Genomic DNA, 17,500 nt, shown 5'->3' on the forward strand with positions numbered 1-17,500 from the left:
ACTAGTGAGACATCCTTTTCTTTTATTCACTTAATAATGCACGGCGCAATTCTTCGCTAGATTCGTTCCAAATCGCTTCATTATGTTCTTTCAAGAATGTACCAAGTACTTTTTTAGATGATTCGTCCATATGGTCAACCATAATGTGACGCTTCAATGATTTATCCATTTTGTTTACGTGCTCTGGAAGTGACTTATATCCGCGGCGAATTTCACGGTCAACTGTCATTTCACAAGCTGTTACACCTGCATAATACGCACCTGTTGCTGTTCTTTCAATCGTTACCCACACAAGCCAGTATGGTTTTCCGTTTGGAACTTCATCTTTATTTGTTAAAAACTTAATACCTTTTTCTACTGTACTACGTGCATGCATCGCACCAATATCAACAAATGCTGTTTTCTCTAGTACATCGACAAATACGGGTGAAATGTTTTCTAGGCTTAATGCCCCAACGCCAAAACCACCATGTCCATCCGTTGAATCATTTTTCACGATATTAAAACCGATTTTTTTCTTTTTCTCTGTCATATGTAAAGTCCTCCTCACTTAATGATTATAAAAGGCCAAAGATAGGCGCAATAATACTGTTTAAAAATGCAAATACATATGGAATAACAACACTAAAAATAGGTTGGATTGTGTAATTGCTAAGCGGTGTAATAACTAGAATTAATAAAGCAATTGCCCCGTATTTTTCATACTGTGTCATTTTCGCACGAATATTTGTTGGTGCTAAATCCTCCACTACGCGATATCCATCAAGTGGCGGGATTGGTAATAAGTTAAAGACAAGTAAAACAATATTCAACATAATAAAAATCTGGAAAAATTGAGCTAGCGTATCTGCTACTGCAAATGGAATTGAGTCTAATACACCAAATGTTAATAAGCTATACCAAATAATTAAACCGATTGCGCTTAAAATTAAGTTACTAATCGGTCCTGCAATTGAAACTAATATCCCTGCAAGACGAGGTCTTTTAAAGTTATATGGGTTAACAGGAACTGGTCTCGCCCAACCGAAACCAAGAATTAATACAGCAATCATCCCGATAGGATCTAAATGTGCCATCGGTGATAAAGTTAAGCGCCCTTGTCTCTTTGCTGTATCGTCTCCAAATTTATATGCTACATATGCATGCGCAAATTCATGCACTGATAACGCAATAATAATGGCCATTGCTACCAAAGGAATTTGGTGCAACGGGTATCTAAATAACTGATCCATGTTTCATCTCCTCTTCCATATGTCAAAAAAAGAAATTATTTGTTTTTTCGATTGTTCTTCCACATAATCCGCTATAATAAGAGTGTAACTTACATAAAAGGAGCGATTATATATGCCATACGTAACAGTGAAAATGTTAGAAGGACGCACAGAGGAACAAAAGAAAGCTCTTGCTGAGAAAGTAACAGCAGCAGTAAGCGAAACAACTGGTGCTCCTGAAGAAAACATCGTTGTTTTCATCGAAGAAATGTCTAAAAACCATTATGCAGTTGGCGGAAAACGCTTAAGCGACAAATAATTTCAAGTTTTTTCATAAGAAGCAGCGCTTAGCTGCTTCTTATTTCTTTCCTTCTAACAACTCAATAATTCTCTCTTTATATTTTCCTTTTCTTCCATCTTCATAGATTAAATCATGCGGGTAGAATAGCTTTTGATCCCTTCTCTTCTTACCAGTAATCGCCTCAACAATATCCGATTCACGTGAGAGCTCTCTAAGCTCTCCATTTGGCATAAGAAGTAAGATTGGCAGACGTTCTTCTTCTTCACCAGCACGATAAAAGTCATACGGTAAGTCTGATGTTGAATCAACTACTAAATAATATTCTGGATCAAGTCCAATCTTTTTGAATAAACTACTTAATTCCATCCAATTATCTAAACCGTGCTTATCTGTAAACTCTACATATTTAAATAGGTTTCGATTCATAAAACGACGGCATAGATCGCTTAAAATTGGATCTTCTTCGTCCTGCCATACTTGGAAGTAATAATACATAACGTTCTCATCTAACTTTAAATAATCCTCTACTGTCACTTCTTCTTCAAATAAAGAATAGAAATGAACAGGGTGATTTTTAAATGTATAATACTTCTCATGCAATGATTTTGCACGGTGTAAAATCTTCGTTAAAATAACTTCAGCACTGCGCGTTACCGGATGGAAATATACTTGCCAATACATTTGATAACGACTCATAATATAATGCTCAACAGCATGCATACCACTATTCTTAATGACTACTTGATTCCCGTACGGACGCATAACACGCAGTATACGTTCCATATCAAAGTTCCCATATTTTACGCCAGTAAAGTACGCATCCCTTAATAAATAGTCCATGCGATCTGCATCAATTTGACTAGAAATCATGCTAATCGCTAATTTATTAGTAGATGTTTTCGCAATTACATCGGCTACCTTTTGTGGGAAATCTTTATCCACACGACTTAATACGCGATTAATTTCCGTATCTCCAACGATAATCTTTTGCGTAAATTTCTCATGGTCTAATGAAAATACTTTTTCAAACGAATGAGAAAATGGACCGTGACCGACATCATGAAGTAATGCCGCACATAAACATAACAATCTATCTTCAGCATTCCAATTCGGTCTGCCATCAAACACATCATCAATCATACGACGAATAATTTCATATACACCTAACGAATGAGTAAAGCGACTATGCTCTGCACCGTGAAATGTAAAAAATGTCGTTCCAAGCTGCTTAATACGGCGTAAGCGTTGAAATTCTTTCGTTCCGATTAAATCCCAAATAACACGATCGCGCACGTGCACATATTTATGTACCGGGTCTTTAAACACTTTTGTTTCGCTGAGTTTGTCGTTTAAATATACCACCTTCCGACATCCCCCTTTCTTTACTGCATTCTTACTATATATTATAAACGAAATAGGAAACAGAAAGAAATGAAAGACTATATTAATTGCCCTTATATAAAGAAAAAACCACTTTTACCGGAGTAAAAGTGATTTTTTTACACATTATTTCCCTAAAACGAACTCAGCAACTTCATCTAAGATCATTTCTTTACCTAGCGGGAAGTAACCTTTGTTTAAGTCTTCGTTTTTAATCGTAAATACGTGGTTATTTTTAACAGCGTTCATATTTTTCCAAATTGATTCTTCTTGGAATTCTTTTAGACGCTGAGAACCGTCACCAGTCGTAAATACGAATAAGTAATCTGGGTTGTAATCAATTAAAGCTTCTTTTTGTACTTGTACTAACGCTTTATCAGTTGGTGTACCTTTAACCGCTGGTAATTTTAAATCTTTAAAGATTACACTACCGTAACCGTAATCACCGTATACACGGAAAGCATTTGGATATGCAGCCATTTTCATGAATTTAGCATCGCCAGTTTTCGCAACGATTTTATCATGTAATTTGCTTGCTTTTTCATCATACTGTTTGAACCATTCTTTTGTTTCTTTTTCTTTACCGAAGATTTGGCCTACTTCTTCGAATTTTGGACGCCATTGGTCTAATGGAGTTTTTAACATAACTGTTGGTGCAATTTTAGATAATTGATCATAAATCTTTTCTTGACGATCGTTTACAAGAATTAAGTCTGGTTTTGCAGCAGCTACTGCTTCGATATTAATTTTATCGCCCCAAGCAGAGCCAACTGGTTTAACGTCTTTTAATTTATTTGCAATATGTGCATCAATTTTTTCTTGAGATGTATTAGCAGTAATAATTGGTTTCATACCAAAAATTAATAATTCTTCTGTTGAACCACTAAGGTCAGCAATTTTCTTTGGATTTGCAGGGATTTTAATTTCCCCTTTTGCATGTTGTACAGTGCGCTCTTCAGTCTTCGCATCTTTCGCATCTGCTTTTTTCTCTTCTTTGTTAGAACAAGCTGCAAATAGTACAGAAGTAACGACTAGTACCATTGCTAATAACGCCATTTTAAAATTCTTCATGTTTCCACTCCTTCTAGCTGTATTTCTCTTATAAGTTACAGTGAACTATAAGAAACAAGGTTAACAATTAATCAATATATATTTATTAATTGTTGTTTATGCCCCGTTCTAACGGGTGTTCAACTTCCTATTTACTAATAAGAAGCTCAACGTCCATTAGAAGCCCCCCTCTTTACGAGGGGGATTCTACTTATGCCTTTTTACGCAATTGATTACTAATCATCGCTAAATCATATGTTAAACAAATTGGTTTACAGTTTACTGGACATGGAACGATTTGAGCTTCAATCTCAAATACACTGCGAAGTGTTTCACTCGTCATTACTTCGTCTGGCGTTCCTTGTTTCATTAACTTACCAGCTTTTAATGCAATCATATGATCTGAGAAACGAGAAGCATGGTTTAAGTCATGGATAACCATAACAATCGTTCTACCTTCTTCTTCGTTTAACTTTTTCAATAAGTTTAATACTTCTAATTGATGAGCCATATCTAAGTACGTTGTCGGTTCATCTAATACAAGTAATTCCGTCCCTTGTGCAAGAGCCATCGCAATCCATACGCGTTGGCGTTGCCCACCTGATAACGCCTCTGCTGGACGATTTGCGAATTCTGTCATTCCCGTCACTTCAAGTGCCCAATGAATGTAGCGATAATCCTCTTCTTTCAACGTTCCAAATCCTTTTTGATGAGGAAAGCGCCCATATGAAACGAGTTCAAATACAGTAAGGCCCGTTGGCACTTCTGCAGTCTGTGGTAAAATTGCCATTTTCTTTGCGATTTCTTTCGTTGGTTGTTTCTCGATTGCTTTTCCGTCAAGATAAACAGTACCTTTTTTCGCCTTCAAAATACGAGAAGCCGTTTTTAATAATGTGGACTTCCCACAACCATTTGGTCCAATAATTGTTGTAATTTTCCCTTCCGGAATTTCAACTGTTAATCCATCAATAATTAACCCTTCATTATAGCCAACAGATACCGCATCAACTGCTAAAGTTGCCATACAAAAAGCCTCCCTTTATTTTGTCCTCATAAGTAGGTATATGAAATACGGTGCACCAATTACAGAAATAACAAGACCGACCGGTATTTCTGAAGTTGTTAACACACTTCTTGAAATTACGTCTGCGAATAAAAGTAAAAACGTCCCTATTAGTGCAGCGGTAGGCAGCATAATTTGATGTTTACCACCAACAAGGCGCCTCGCTAAATGCGGAGCCATTAAACCGATAAAACCAATTCCTCCGGCAACAGCAACAGATGCACCAGCTAAACAAACTGCAATAAATAATAATTTACGTCTTTCTTTTTCTACATTTACACCAAGGCCAACTGCTGTGGAGTCGCCTAGGTTCATTACGTTTAATATGTGAGCCTTACTAATAGCAAGTGGCAAGAAAATAACCATCCATGGAAGTACACTTAGTACAAACTTCCAATCTGTGCCCCATAGACTTCCTGCTAACCAAATCGTAGCAAAACGGAAATCGTTAGATGTCATCTTCATAGAAAAAATTAAACTAGCAGCACCAAACCCAGCTGCAACAGCGATACCGACAAGTATTAATCTCGTTGATGAAACGCCGTCTTTCCATGCTAATAAATAAATAATAACAGCTGCTAATATCGCTCCAACTAGTGCGAAGAACGGAAGAATGAATACAGATAAAAATGTACCAGTTCCTACCTTCCCGAAGAAAAAGTAGACAAAGATAACAACTGTTAATCCCGCTCCAGCGTTAATACCGATAATACCTGGATCAGCAAGTGGATTTCGTGATAACCCTTGCAAAATTGCACCTGACATAGCTAAAGCAGATCCAACTAGTATAGCAATGACCATACGTGGCATACGGAATTCAAATAAAATAACAGACTGATCTTCAGCCCCGAGTCCAACCAATGACTTTAATACGTCCATTGGGGGTATTTTAAATGTCCCTGTATTTAAACTCACTAAAAATACAGTAACGATTAATCCTACTAAAATTGTTAAAACAGAAACGTTCTTTTTTGTTAAGACACTTGTCCTCACATTTTTCCTCTCCCTTCGTTACGTGCTAAGTAGAGGAAGAATGGAACCCCAATTAGCGCTGTAATTGCTCCAATTGGCGTTTCAAACGGCGGATTAATAACGCGAGATAACATATCTGCACATTCAATTAACAGCCCGCCTAAGACCGCAGAACATGGAATAACCCATCTATAGTCTGAGCCTACAAGGAAACGAGTCATATGTGGGATGACAAGACCAACAAATCCAACCGATCCTGCCATAGAAACTGCCGAACCTGTTAACACAAGAACAAGTACTGTCCCGATAAATTTAATTAATGTCGTATTTTGACCAAGTCCAATCGCAATTTCTTCACCGAAGCTTAAAATTGTAATATACCTCGACATCATAATTGCAATGAAGAGACAAACTAGACCAATCGGTACTAACATATTAATACTTTCCCATTTCACGCCAGCAACTCCGCCTGCATTCCACATACTCACCTCTTGGGCAAGATTGAAATATAGCGCAATTCCAGATGAAATGGCCCCTAATAAAGCACTAATTGCTGCACCTGCTAAAGCTAATTTCACAGGTGTTAATCCACCTGGTGAAGAAGATCCAATTCCATATACAATGCTCGCTCCAAACGCAGCACCAATAAAAGATGCGATAACGAACATTAAATAAGGTGAATTAGGGAAGAATGCATACATAATTGCAATTCCAAATACAGCCCCATCTGTAATCCCCATTAACGACGGTGATGCAAGTGGATTTCGCGTCATACCTTGCATAATTGCTCCTGATACCGCTAAAAAGGCACCTGCAACTACGCCCCCTATTGCTCTAGGCATGCGAAGTTCTTGAATTACATTATGATGCGTAATAGAACCGTCAAACTGAAATACAGCTTGCCATACAGTCTTTAAACTAATATCTGCAGCACCAAACGAAATAGACAATGCCATGCTTAAAGCTAACAAAATTGTACCTGCTACTAAAATAATAGAAGCAATGAGCGGCCTGCTCTTAATCTCTTTAACATTCACATCTTGCTGTTCTATACTCCTTGCGCTCGCTTCCATCCCTCAACCATCCTAACCAACAACATATGTTTAATTTAATGAAATGAAATTTATTCTCAAATAGCAATAAAAAAAATTAAATGAATCGGCCTTTTTCTGATAATGATTCTCAGAATCAGACACCTTCTATTCTACCTATCGCTTCAAAAGACTGTCAACCATTATTTTGAAATACAATTTCATATAGGTCGAGACCTTAATAAATAGATAATGCCTATCTGTCATTAATCACCAGTTAAGCTTTCTCAGAATAGATTCTTCCTCTTATGGGCATAAAAAAAGAAGAGTAATCTGTTCACTCTTCTTTTCCTTACTTATTTAACTTTGCCTCAATTTTTACAATTAATTCGTCTTCTGTTGGCGCTGCAACTGGACGATTATTTACAAATGCGAATGATTTTTTACGGCCAGGGCCACAGTAAGACTGACATCCAACTTCAATCGTTGCACATGAATCTACTTTTTTTAGCTTTGGAATCAACGTTTTAACGTTCGTTGCCTGACAATCATCACACACACGAAATTCGTTTCCCATTATATAACACTTCCTCTATTTTAAACTTTTCTCAAGTACATTTAAAAATAAACACTAAATGGTATTTTACCGTTCTTTGAAGCTCGTTGCAAGTTTCCTTTCGACGCTCTTTCCTCATATAATGCTACATACTTATATGTTCTCCTACAGCACCTTCCGTCATTCTTGGCAAAATTTATCCCGCTTTAATGGGCAGTAAGATCCCCACCTCAAAATTCAGCGAAAGCAAAGAAGTTAGGCGGGGGATGAAGAACCTCCCCACTGATTAAAGTTTCACTTTATACCTTTCATCGAAATCTACCATATTTTTAAAAGCTTTGTATAAAAGCTCACTTTTTTGCCCATTATAAAAATAGGAAGTTCATAAAAAGAAAGGGAGTTGAATCTATGAAAGTAAGACAAGATGCTTGGACAGATGAGGATGATTTATTACTTGCTGAAACTGTACTTCGTCACGTTCGAGAAGGAAGTACCCAATTAAATGCATTTGAAGAAGTAGGAGACAGATTAAATCGTACATCGGCTGCCTGTGGTTTCCGTTGGAATGCTGTTGTTCGCTATAGCTATGAACAAGCTCTTCAACTAGCAAAAAAACATCGTAAAGATAAAATGCGTGCTGCAAGTGGTGAACAAGCGAAAAAACGTTTACTTTATACACCACCAGCTTCAGATTCGATAACTAATTATGAAGAGTTCGTACAAGAGGAATCAATTGTACAATATAAAGAAGCTACTCCATATCAAGAAACTACCGTTCCTGCTGCAAAGGGCTCTATGACAATGCAAGATGTTATTTATTTTTTACAAACAGTCGGATCTTCAAATATAAAAGTGACAGCTCTTGAAAACGAGAATACGAGATTGAAACAAGAAATTAAATCACAAATCCTTCGAAATGAAGAACTAGAAAAGAAACTGGAAAAATTAGAAAAACAATCTCATACTGTACAAGAAGATTACGAAACACTTATGAACATTATGAACCGCGCTCGTAAGTTAGCAGTCATGGACGACGAAGAACGTTCTCAAACATCTTTCCGAATGGATCGAAACGGTAATTTAGAAAAAATTGCAGAGTAAAAAGGATGCATGTAATGCATCCTTTTTATTATTTCACCTTTAAACTTTCCCTTTATATGTGAGGAAACTCCATTCTTCATTTTTTGCTATAATAGAGATTGTCATTTTAAAGATAAGGGGTTAGTTATATGAGCAATTCCCGTTCCATTTTATCTCAGCCAGAGTGGCGTATTGTAGATCAGTCTAGTTTGGGACCAACATTCCATGCATTGCAGTCATTCGCAATGGACGACACATTATGCACAAGTATAGGAAATAGCCAATCAGCTGCAACAATGCGCTCTTGGGTTCATCACAATACAATTGTTCTTGGCATTCAAGATTCACGCCTACCACACTTGGAACAAGGTATTACCTTTTTAAAAGAAAACAACTTCAATGTTATCGTTCGTAATTCTGGCGGACTGGCAGTCGTACTTGATGAAGGTGTGTTAAACGTATCACTTTTATTCCAAGAGACCGAAAAAGGTATCGATATTGATCTTGGATACGATACAATGTGGCATTTAATTCAGGAAATGTTAAAAGATTACGATGTTACAATTGAGGCAAAAGAAATCGTTGGTTCTTACTGCCCTGGTAGCTACGATTTAAGTATTCGCGATCAAAAATTTGCTGGTATTTCACAGCGCCGTATTCGCGGTGGTGTCGCTGTCCAAATTTATCTCTGTGCTACAGGAAGTGGCTCTGAACGTGCCGCACTCGTTCGTGATTTCTACAACCTAGCCATTCAAGGAGAAGAAACACGCTTTACGTACCCTGAAATTGTACCGAACACGATGGCTTCACTTTCAGAATTACTTGGCGAAACCATTACAGTGCAAGATTTAATGATGCGCCTTTTAAAAACACTGCAACAATTCGCTCCAAAGTTAACACCATCTCAATTAACAATAGATGAAATACCTTTATATGAGACGAATTTACAACGTATTATTGATCGTAACAATAAAGCACTTGGCTTAGAAAAATAAAGACCGTCGCTATTTTAGCGACGGTCTTTATTTCAATTCGTTATAGAATTAAAGTGCTTGAGCTGCTGTAATTAAAGCTAACTTGTACACTTCTTCTTCGTTACATCCACGAGATAGGTCGTTTACAGGCATGTTTAAACCTTGTAAGATTGGTCCTACTGCTTCGAAGTTACCTAAACGTTGAGCGATTTTGTAGCCAATATTACCAGCTTCTAAGCTTGGGAATACGAATACGTTAGCATCACCTTTAATTGTAGAACCTGGAGCTTTTTTCTCAGCTACAGATGGTACGAATGCAGCATCGAATTGGAATTCTCCATCTAAAGTTAATTCTGGAGCCATTTCTTTTGCAATGCGAGTTGCTTCTACAACTTTTTCTGTTTCTGGAGATTTCGCAGAACCTTTTGTAGAGAAGCTTAACATAGCAACGCGTGGATCAATGCCGAATAGTTCAGCAGTTTTCGCACTTTCGATACCAATTTCAGCTAAATCTTGGCTATTTGGTGCAATGTTAATTGCGCAATCAGCGAATACATATTTCTCTTCTTCACGTACCATGATGAATACGCCAGAAGTTTTTGTAACGCCTGGTTTTGTTTTAATGATTTGAAGTGCTGGACGAACTGTATCAGCTGTAGAATGAGCCGCACCACTTACTAAACCGTGTGCTTTGCCCATGTATACAAGCATTGTACCGAAGTAGTTTTCGTCTTTAAGGATTTTGCGAGCGTCTTCTTCAGTTGCTTTACCTTTACGGCGTTCAACGAAAGATGCTACCATTGCATCCATTTCTTCGTATGTAGCTGGGTCGTAAATATCAACGCCTGCTAATGTTAAATTCATGCTAGCAGCTTTTGCGCTAATTTCTTCTTTATTACCAACTAAGATTGGTTTTACTAACTCTTCTTTTGCTAAACGCTCTGCAGCGCCTAAAATTCTTTCATCAGTTCCTTCAGGAAGTACGATAGAAATGCCTTTTCCTTGAACTTTTTCTTTTACTGTTGTAAATAAGTTGCTCACGAATAAACCCTCCTACATATGTTAAAAAACTCTATCTTTAAGAATACTTCTTTTCCTCTATATTTTAAACTTATAGCTCCCAAAAAATAGATAAAATAAAAATGATTATATTTTCATAAAATTCAGCCGTTAGATTTACCTCGCTTAAACACTTAAATGTGACAATTTTATGCGCCAAGGTTTTATATAGATGATTTTAAAACTATATATGCTATAGTTAACGTGTAAAACTATCATTAACTGAGGTGAATAGAATGAGTGAAGCAACAACAACGTTAGATGGCTGGTATTGTTTACATGATTTACGTTCTATTGATTGGGCTGCATGGAAAACATTATCTAGCGACGAACGCGGACAAGCTGTGTCTGAATTTTTAAATGTCGTTGAAAAATGGAACGACGTAGCTACTGCAAAAAAGGGCAGTCACGCAATGTATACAGTTGTTGGCCAAAAAGCTGATATTATGCTTATGATTTTACGTCCAACAATGGAAGAGTTAAATGAAATTGAGACAGAATTGAATAAAACAACTTTAGCTGAATATATGGTTCCTGCATACTCTTACGTATCTGTTGTTGAACTAAGCAACTACCTTCCAGCTGATGAAGATCCATACCAAAATCCACAAATCTTAGCTCGCTTATATCCTGAGTTACCGAAAGCAAATCACATTTGCTTCTATCCAATGGACAAGCGTCGCCAAGGTGATGACAACTGGTACATGCTTCCGATGGAGGAACGTAAGAAAATGATGTACAGTCATAGTAAAATTGGTCGCCAGTACGCAGGTAAAGTACGCCAAGTTATTTCAGGATCTGTTGGATTCGACGATTTTGAGTGGGGCGTAACATTATTCGCTGACGATGTTCTTCAATTTAAAAAGCTTATATATGAAATGCGCTTCGATGAAGTAAGTGCTCGTTATGGTGAATTCGGAACATTTTTCGTCGGAAACATTTTACCAGACGAAAAGGTAGAGAAATTTTTACACATATAAATCGTGAAAAAGGAACGAAATTCGTTCCTTTTTTTATTCCCCTCTATATTTCTCCTCAAAAAAGTTCTTTTTTCCGTAAATTTGAACAAAAATCGACAAATTCCTTTTAAATACCTTACAAAATTGTAACCTTTCTATATCCAAATTTATGCTAAAATGGTACGAGCTATATGCTAATAACGATGCGAAGGTGATAATGTATATGAAGAAAATCTTGTCTATTTTACTAGTGTTTCTATTGTCAATTTCTTCCTTAGGAGTAACAACATCCCATGCGGAAGAAAAAATACACATTGAGGCAGCTGCTGCACTTCTATTTGATGCAGATACAGGAAAAATACTGCATGAACAAAATCCAGATGAATTACTAGCTATCGCTAGTATGTCAAAATTAATTGTTGTTTATGCCGTGTTAGAAGCAATTAAAGAAGGAAAAATCACTTGGGATACAAAGGTAAACATTTCCGATTACGCTTATGAAGTTTCACGTAATAATGAATTCTCTAACGTGCCGTTTGAAAAAGGACGTCAATATACTGTAAGAGAACTATATCATTCTATCGTTATCTTCTCTGCAAACGGATCTAGTATTGCCTTAGCAGAACTTCTTGCAGGAAGTGAGAAAAACTTCTTAAATCTTGCAAATGAACATGCAAAAAAACTAGGGTTAAAGAAATATAAATTTGTAAACGCTACTGGTTTAAATAACGCTGACTTAAAAGGAAAACATCCTGAGGGTACTGATCCAAATGCAGAAAACTCTATGTCAGCTCGCGATATGGGTATACTTTCAAAAGCAATGATTACAAAGTATCCAGAAATGCTAGAGGATACAAAACAAAGATTTAGAAACTTCCCAGATAATCATCCGAAACCAATTCGTATGGAAAACTGGAACTGGATGTTACCAGGAGCTGCTTTCGCTTATGAAGGTACTGATGGTTTAAAAACCGGAAGTTCTGATACGGCTGGATACGGATTTACTATTACTGCTAAACGTGGTGATGTACGTCTTATTTCGGTTATTATTAAAACAAAATCAATGGACGAGCGCTTCACAGAATCTCGTGAGTTAATCGAATACGGGTTTAATAACTTCGAAAAACAAAAACTAAAGATCGATAAAAACAATACACTCTCTGTAGTACAAGGGAAAGAAAATCAAGTAACTGTTGCACCGGAAAAAGAAATAACCGTAATTGCAAAAAAAGGTAGCAAAGACCCTTATAAAGTTGGAACTGAAGCAGATAAATCACTTGCTGAAGATGGTCATTTAGTTGCTCCTATTAAGAAAGGGGCCAAAGTAGGTTCGATTACTTTAGAATCAACTGATAAATATGGTTTCTTAGACGGTAGTAAAAGTATGAAAGTTACTGCAAAAACGACAGAAGAAGTTGAAAAAGCAAATTGGTTTGTGTTAACAATGCGCTCTATCGGTGATTTCTTCTCAAACTTATGGTCTAAAGTTTTTTAATAAAAAAGCTGGCTCACGCTAGCTTTTTTTTATTTTCCACTCCCAATGTAAAACTTCGTTTGGTTGTCATATCTGACCCTTTTTCCTCATACGTATGAACTAGTAATTGTTACACACTTCATCTAGAGATAAACCTCTTTCAAAAAGGTATTCCAAAAAGAGAGGTGACACATAATGGGCGTTATCGCGCATAACGAAGAAGATGTTAAGTTATTAGCTAGATTGATGCGTGCTGAAGCTGAAGGAGAAGGACAACAGGGGATGTTAATGGTAGGAAACGTTGGAGTAAATCGTGTCCGCGGGAATTGTTTAGACTTTAAAAATATTCGTAATTTACGTCAAATGGTGTATCAAAATCCTGGTGGTTTTGAGGCAACCCAAAAAGGTTATTTTTATCAACGTGCAAGGGAACAAGATATCGCATTAGCAAGGCGAACGATTCAAGGACAACGTTTTTGGCCTGCAAATTTTGCCTTATGGTTTTTTAGGCCTGAAGGTGCATGTCCACCAACTTGGTATAACCAGCAAAACTCTGGTCGCTTCAAAAAGCACTGCTTCTTCCAGCCAAATGCTGGGGATTGCCCTAGCATATATTAAGGAATGAAAACAAGGAGGGATTTTTGAATGGCACAGCAACAAAATCCGTATTACGGAACAGGTTTCTATCAACCATCTGGAACTTACGTACAACCGCAACAAATGACCCCACAGCAACAGCAACAACAGCAAGCAATGCAACAACAAGCTGCGCAAGCTCAATATGCTGTTTCTCAAGGTATGTTACCTCTAGAACAGTCATATATTGAAAATATTCTTCGCTTGAACAAGGGCAAGCAAGCCACAGTTGTAATGACTTATGAGCGTGGTAGTTCACTCGGTACACAATCCTATACAGGTATTATCGAAGCAGCTGGTCGTGATCATATTGTAATTAGTGAGCCAGAGTCAGGGAAACGTTATTTACTACTAATGATTTACTTAGATTATGTAGAATTCCCAGAAAGAATTACGTATTTGCCTGGTCAACAAGCAACTTATGCTCCAAGACCATAAAAAAGCTGGCATATGCCAGCTTTTGTTTTTTATAATCCCTTTACAACTGCAGTTCCGACTAAGATCCATGCCACAATAAACGCCACACCACCAAGAGGTGTAATTGGGCCAAAGAACTTAATACCTGTCGTACTTAATGCATACAAACTACCTGAAAACATAATAATTCCGGCTACCATAAGCCAGCCAGCAGTAGTTAAAAGTGATGATTGAATTTTATCCATCAATAAAGCAACTACAAATAGTCCGCCTGCATGAAACATTTGATATGTAACACCTGTTTTCCAGACTTCTAACATTTTTGCAGAAACTTTATTTTCTAAACCGTGTGCTCCGAAAGCCCCTAACGCAACAGATAGCCCCGCTGCAATACAACCTAGTAAAAAGAAAATTTTCATCTTAATTCCCCTTTTTTACTTTTATCATAAGCAATTTTTTCATATAAGCCAAACGATTTATCCTCTAAAAATCAAATAAAGAATTACCGTTTGCATCACTTTCTTTTATATATACTGGCTCATCAGAAACCGGTGCAATTGGTTGCATCGTGATTGGTTGTGATCCAATTATTTGTGATTGAATTTGTGGCTCTCTATACGTAGAAGATTCAACTGGCTCATCTAATAATAAATCACATAAAGCACGCACAACTAATACATGTTCTTTTGATTTTTGTCCTTCACTACTTTTTGCCTTTGCAATTTCATTCGCCATTTTATTTAAAATTTTATCACTCGATATTTGCATTCCTCGTCACCTCTTACTTTGTATTTCTTTCTCAAATTGTCCCAGCTTCTCTACTGAACCAAATACTATTATCATATCATGTTCTTGCAGTTTTTCCTGCCCCGTTGGATTATGTATAACATTCCCATTTCTCAAAATCGCTAAAATTGTTACATCAAATTGATTTCTTACATCACTCTCTAGTAACGATTTACTAGCTAAAATAGAGCCTTCGCCGACTGCAATTTCTTCAATTACAAATGACTGCTCCACGCCATACAGTACTGTATCAATATAATGAACTGTTAACGGATTCGCAATACCTTTTGCAATATGAATCCCTGCCATACTAGATGGATTAATAACCTTATTTGCACCAGCCCTCTTTAATTTGTCTTCAGTTTCTGGTTTTTCTGCTCTTGCCACAATTTTAATTGCATCGTTTAATCCTCTTGCCGTTAACGTAATAAATACATTTTCAGCGTCATTTGCTACGATAGCAACTAAACCAGCTGCCTTTGAAATCCCAGCATGATGTAACACTTGGTCTTCTGTTGCATCTCCATGTACATATAAAAGTTTTTCCTTCTCTAATACGCTTTCATCCTTATCCACGACGACAAATGGAATTTTCTTTTCTTGCAATTCATGTACAACTTGAAGCCCTACTCTACCGCAACCACATACGATAATATGATTTTGTAACTGTGCTATTTGTTTATCCATCTTCTTCCTCCGTACTGCATGAAATAGGTTCCCTTCAATAATCATAGCTGCCACTACACCAATTGCATACGTAACAATACCGACTCCAACAGGAATAATAAGAAGTGCAAATACTTTCCCTGCCTGCGTTATAGGTACCGCATCTCCGTATCCAACCGTCAATACAGTAATCATCGTCATCCAAAATGCTTGAAACAAACTAATCTCTTCAATTGTCATAAATCCTAATGTTCCTAGCATTACGACAAAAGTCATACATATAACTGCTATCCATAATTGCTTACGTGCATTCATATCGTGTTTCAACTCTTTTCTCTATCTACATCTTTGCCAGTGGAAATGAAATACATATATACTAGATACGGAATCTATGAAAGAGGTTGATATAATGAAAACATTTCTTTCCGCCTTACAATGGGCACTATTTATTTTAGCTGGGAGTCTTATTGTACCAATTAGCGTCGCAACTAGTTATGGCCTTGATGGCGCTGAAGCTATTGCATTCGTACAAAGAACATTATTTGTTCTTGGCTTTGCCGGTCTACTGCAAGCTATATTTGGGCATAAACTTCCTATTCAAGAAGGTCCTGCTGGCCTTTGGTGGGGAATTTTCTCCCTTTACGCAAGTTTAGGTGTCGTATTATTTGGATCAAACAATGAGACACTTAAAGTTCTTCAATATGCTTTCTTATTAAGCGGTATCATTTGTATTATTCTTAGCGTTTTTGGACTTATTGATAAACTCGTTCGCTATTTTACACCAACAGTCATTGGAACGTACTTATTTCTTCTTGTTGCACAACTTAGTGGTTCCTTCTTAAAAGGAATGTTCGGTCTTGATGGAAAACATACAGAAGTACAACCTAACGTATTTATTCTTTCACTCATTGTTATTTTACTATCCTTTTTCATCATGAAGCTACCTATTATCGGACAATATTCTGTTCTTTTCAGTATCGTTTGCGGCTGGATATTATTCGCATGCTTTGGATTATCTAATCCAATAACACCAGTGACAGACATAATCCGTTTTCCATCCTTATTTGTTTTCGGAATGCCTCGTGTTGAATGGAACATGGTAATTACGGTCATTTTCGTTACACTCTTACTCCTAACAAATATGTTAGCAAGTATTCGCGTTGTACAAAAGGTTGTCTCTAAATACGAAGAAAATGCTGCATCAGATCGTTTTAAACAGGCCGGTATTATAACAGGAATCAATCAATTACTAGGCGGCCTGTTTTCGGCTATCGGACCTGTCGCTATTTCTGGATCAGCAGGTTTTATTGCAACGACTAATATTTATAAACGCCTCCCATTTATATTAGGGTCAAGCTTTATTATTGTCGTTAGTATATTCCCAAAGGTCACTTCATTCTTTGCGGCAATCCCAGTTGCAGTTGGTTATGCTGCCATTTATCCTGTATTTGCAAGCATGATCGGTCTTGCCTTTCGGGAATACGAAACGGTACAGGATAAAGAACGATTATTTAAAGTAGCGGGTCTTTCAATCTTCACAGGAATTGGGGTTATGTTCGTTCCAGCAGGAGCATATTCCACGCTTCCACCATTTCTAGCTTCGTTCCTAAGTAATGGTCTCGTTCTTGGAGCTGTAATGGCAATCTTGCTAGAAATACTCTTTTCTCGTTCTACAGCAAAACAAGTATCGTAAATTGGAAAACTTCCATTATTGCACTCTACCTTTAGAGTTGTTACGATAAAGTGAAACTTTAATCAGTGGGGTTTTCTTCATCCCCCACTGATTATTAATTAATATGATGAGAAAAACACTCATAAAAATGAATCTACTTCTTTTCAAAGAGGTTCGATGTCTTACTATTATTCCTTGCATCTCCATGAACAT

At 37.0% G+C, this 17,500-nt stretch carries 20 protein-coding genes; 8 read left to right on the forward strand and 12 right to left on the reverse strand.

Going from position 1 to position 17,500, the window contains the following annotated elements; genetic code table 11:
- Window positions 1-22: 22 nt before the first annotated feature.
- Window positions 23-532 carry a YwhD family protein gene (locus ACTFRS_RS24825; RefSeq protein ID WP_000136687.1) on the reverse strand — a complete coding sequence of 170 codons (510 nt, stop codon included), beginning with the start codon at window positions 530-532 and terminating at the stop codon, window positions 23-25.
- Window positions 533-557: 25 nt separating this feature from the next.
- Window positions 558-1,232, reverse strand: a complete 675-nt coding sequence (locus tag ACTFRS_RS24830; protein ID WP_061184162.1) for a site-2 protease family protein — start codon at window positions 1,230-1,232, stop codon at window positions 558-560.
- Window positions 1,233-1,344: 112 nt separating this feature from the next.
- Here ACTFRS_RS24830 and ACTFRS_RS24835 point away from each other — a divergent pair, with 112 nt between their 5' ends.
- Window positions 1,345-1,530 (forward strand): 2-hydroxymuconate tautomerase, encoded by a 186-nt coding sequence (locus tag ACTFRS_RS24835; protein WP_001147171.1) that lies wholly within the window; start codon window positions 1,345-1,347, stop codon window positions 1,528-1,530.
- Between the two features lie 39 nt (window positions 1,531-1,569).
- Here the strand turns inward: ACTFRS_RS24835 and ACTFRS_RS24840 are convergent, their stop codons facing one another.
- The 6 genes from ACTFRS_RS24840 to ACTFRS_RS24865 all read right to left on the reverse strand — a co-directional run bounded on the left by ACTFRS_RS24840 (window position 1,570) and on the right by ACTFRS_RS24865 (window position 7,585).
- On the reverse strand, window positions 1,570-2,874 hold the full coding sequence (locus ACTFRS_RS24840; RefSeq protein ID WP_000262739.1) for an HD domain-containing protein: 1,305 nt from the start codon (window positions 2,872-2,874) through the stop codon (window positions 1,570-1,572).
- Between the two features lie 144 nt (window positions 2,875-3,018).
- Window positions 3,019-3,963, reverse strand: coding sequence for an ABC transporter substrate-binding protein (locus ACTFRS_RS24845; protein ID WP_000787735.1), 945 nt, complete (start codon window positions 3,961-3,963; stop codon window positions 3,019-3,021).
- Between the two features lie 190 nt (window positions 3,964-4,153).
- Complete coding sequence (locus tag ACTFRS_RS24850) at window positions 4,154-4,966, reverse strand: ABC transporter ATP-binding protein (RefSeq protein ID WP_000212064.1); 813 nt, start codon at window positions 4,964-4,966, stop codon at window positions 4,154-4,156.
- Between the two features lie 15 nt (window positions 4,967-4,981).
- Window positions 4,982-5,998 carry a FecCD family ABC transporter permease gene (locus ACTFRS_RS24855; protein WP_440025327.1) on the reverse strand — a complete coding sequence of 339 codons (1,017 nt, stop codon included), beginning with the start codon at window positions 5,996-5,998 and terminating at the stop codon, window positions 4,982-4,984.
- Window positions 5,995-7,050 (reverse strand): FecCD family ABC transporter permease, encoded by a 1,056-nt coding sequence (locus tag ACTFRS_RS24860; RefSeq protein ID WP_000388276.1) that lies wholly within the window; start codon window positions 7,048-7,050, stop codon window positions 5,995-5,997. Before ACTFRS_RS24860 ends, ACTFRS_RS24855 begins: the two co-directional genes overlap by 4 nt.
- Before the next feature lie 310 nt (window positions 7,051-7,360).
- Entirely contained in the window at window positions 7,361-7,585 is a 225-nt protein-coding gene (locus ACTFRS_RS24865; RefSeq protein ID WP_000526077.1) for a DUF1450 domain-containing protein, read from the reverse strand.
- Window positions 7,586-7,972: 387 nt separating this feature from the next.
- Between ACTFRS_RS24865 and ACTFRS_RS24870 the strand changes: the two genes are divergently transcribed.
- Window positions 7,973-8,665: an RsfA family transcriptional regulator gene (locus ACTFRS_RS24870; protein WP_000868372.1), complete on the forward strand. Its 693-nt coding sequence runs from the start codon at window positions 7,973-7,975 to the stop codon at window positions 8,663-8,665.
- A gap of 128 nt (window positions 8,666-8,793) precedes the next feature.
- The gene (locus ACTFRS_RS24875; protein ID WP_139868539.1) at window positions 8,794-9,639 is read left to right on the forward strand and encodes a lipoate--protein ligase family protein; all 846 of its coding nucleotides are present in this window, start codon (window positions 8,794-8,796) and stop codon (window positions 9,637-9,639) included.
- Window positions 9,640-9,687: 48 nt separating this feature from the next.
- Here the strand turns inward: ACTFRS_RS24875 and pta are convergent, their stop codons facing one another.
- Complete coding sequence (pta, locus tag ACTFRS_RS24880; RefSeq protein WP_000067215.1) at window positions 9,688-10,659, reverse strand: phosphate acetyltransferase; 972 nt, start codon at window positions 10,657-10,659, stop codon at window positions 9,688-9,690.
- Between the two features lie 254 nt (window positions 10,660-10,913).
- Between pta and hemQ the strand changes: the two genes are divergently transcribed.
- The 4 genes from hemQ (at window position 10,914) to gerQ (ending at window position 14,184) form a co-directional block, all read left to right on the forward strand.
- Window positions 10,914-11,657, forward strand: a complete 744-nt coding sequence (gene hemQ, locus ACTFRS_RS24885; RefSeq protein WP_139868541.1) for a hydrogen peroxide-dependent heme synthase — start codon at window positions 10,914-10,916, stop codon at window positions 11,655-11,657.
- A 196-nt stretch (window positions 11,658-11,853) separates the two neighbouring features.
- Window positions 11,854-13,131, forward strand: coding sequence for a serine hydrolase (locus ACTFRS_RS24890; protein WP_440025324.1), 1,278 nt, complete (start codon window positions 11,854-11,856; stop codon window positions 13,129-13,131).
- Between the two features lie 174 nt (window positions 13,132-13,305).
- Window positions 13,306-13,728, forward strand: coding sequence for a cell wall hydrolase CwlJ (gene cwlJ / locus ACTFRS_RS24895; protein WP_000538151.1), 423 nt, complete (start codon window positions 13,306-13,308; stop codon window positions 13,726-13,728).
- A 27-nt stretch (window positions 13,729-13,755) separates the two neighbouring features.
- Complete coding sequence (gene gerQ / locus ACTFRS_RS24900; RefSeq protein ID WP_000068646.1) at window positions 13,756-14,184, forward strand: spore coat protein GerQ; 429 nt, start codon at window positions 13,756-13,758, stop codon at window positions 14,182-14,184.
- Window positions 14,185-14,213: 29 nt separating this feature from the next.
- Here gerQ and ACTFRS_RS24905 read toward each other — a convergent pair whose 3' ends face one another.
- The 3 genes from ACTFRS_RS24905 to ACTFRS_RS24915 form a co-directional block, all read right to left on the reverse strand.
- Window positions 14,214-14,582, reverse strand: a complete 369-nt coding sequence (locus ACTFRS_RS24905) for a DUF423 domain-containing protein (protein WP_000688322.1) — start codon at window positions 14,580-14,582, stop codon at window positions 14,214-14,216.
- A 64-nt stretch (window positions 14,583-14,646) separates the two neighbouring features.
- On the reverse strand, window positions 14,647-14,931 hold the full coding sequence (locus ACTFRS_RS24910) for a YwdI family protein (protein WP_016719032.1): 285 nt from the start codon (window positions 14,929-14,931) through the stop codon (window positions 14,647-14,649).
- A gap of 6 nt (window positions 14,932-14,937) precedes the next feature.
- Entirely contained in the window at window positions 14,938-15,930 is a 993-nt protein-coding gene (locus ACTFRS_RS24915; protein WP_440025336.1) for a potassium channel family protein, read from the reverse strand.
- 94 nt (window positions 15,931-16,024) lie between these two features.
- Between ACTFRS_RS24915 and ACTFRS_RS24920 the strand changes: the two genes are divergently transcribed.
- Window positions 16,025-17,308: a purine/pyrimidine permease gene (locus ACTFRS_RS24920; protein ID WP_139868545.1), complete on the forward strand. Its 1,284-nt coding sequence runs from the start codon at window positions 16,025-16,027 to the stop codon at window positions 17,306-17,308.
- Window positions 17,309-17,500: the final 192 nt, after the last annotated feature.

This window comes from Bacillus cereus group sp. MYBK139-1 (genome assembly GCF_051916915.1).
Classification (GTDB): Bacteria; Bacillota; Bacilli; order Bacillales; family Bacillaceae_G; genus Bacillus_A; species Bacillus_A pacificus.

Bases quoted from the DNA above. Each gene is read 5' to 3' on its own strand.
- ACTFRS_RS24825 (WP_000136687.1), bottom strand. From the start codon at position 532: ATGACAGAGAAAAAGAAAAAAATCGGTTTTAATATCGTGAAAAATGAT.
- ACTFRS_RS24890 (WP_440025324.1), top strand. From the start codon at position 11,854: ATGTATATGAAGAAAATCTTGTCTATTTTACTAGTGTTTCTATTGTCA.
- ACTFRS_RS24845 (WP_000787735.1), bottom strand. From the start codon at position 3,963: ATGAAGAATTTTAAAATGGCGTTATTAGCAATGGTACTAGTCGTTACT.
- gerQ (WP_000068646.1), top strand. From the start codon at position 13,756: ATGGCACAGCAACAAAATCCGTATTACGGAACAGGTTTCTATCAACCA.
- ACTFRS_RS24910 (WP_016719032.1), bottom strand. From the start codon at position 14,931: ATGCAAATATCGAGTGATAAAATTTTAAATAAAATGGCGAATGAAATT.
- cwlJ (WP_000538151.1), top strand. From the start codon at position 13,306: ATGGGCGTTATCGCGCATAACGAAGAAGATGTTAAGTTATTAGCTAGA.
- ACTFRS_RS24875 (WP_139868539.1), top strand. From the start codon at position 8,794: ATGAGCAATTCCCGTTCCATTTTATCTCAGCCAGAGTGGCGTATTGTA.
- ACTFRS_RS24920 (WP_139868545.1), top strand. From the start codon at position 16,025: ATGAAAACATTTCTTTCCGCCTTACAATGGGCACTATTTATTTTAGCT.
- ACTFRS_RS24860 (WP_000388276.1), bottom strand. From the start codon at position 7,050: ATGGAAGCGAGCGCAAGGAGTATAGAACAGCAAGATGTGAATGTTAAA.
- ACTFRS_RS24865 (WP_000526077.1), bottom strand. From the start codon at position 7,585: ATGGGAAACGAATTTCGTGTGTGTGATGATTGTCAGGCAACGAACGTT.
- ACTFRS_RS24835 (WP_001147171.1), top strand. From the start codon at position 1,345: ATGCCATACGTAACAGTGAAAATGTTAGAAGGACGCACAGAGGAACAA.
- ACTFRS_RS24905 (WP_000688322.1), bottom strand. From the start codon at position 14,582: ATGAAAATTTTCTTTTTACTAGGTTGTATTGCAGCGGGGCTATCTGTT.
- hemQ (WP_139868541.1), top strand. From the start codon at position 10,914: ATGAGTGAAGCAACAACAACGTTAGATGGCTGGTATTGTTTACATGAT.
- ACTFRS_RS24850 (WP_000212064.1), bottom strand. From the start codon at position 4,966: ATGGCAACTTTAGCAGTTGATGCGGTATCTGTTGGCTATAATGAAGGG.
- ACTFRS_RS24870 (WP_000868372.1), top strand. From the start codon at position 7,973: ATGAAAGTAAGACAAGATGCTTGGACAGATGAGGATGATTTATTACTT.
- ACTFRS_RS24830 (WP_061184162.1), bottom strand. From the start codon at position 1,232: ATGGATCAGTTATTTAGATACCCGTTGCACCAAATTCCTTTGGTAGCA.
- ACTFRS_RS24915 (WP_440025336.1), bottom strand. From the start codon at position 15,930: ATGAATGCACGTAAGCAATTATGGATAGCAGTTATATGTATGACTTTT.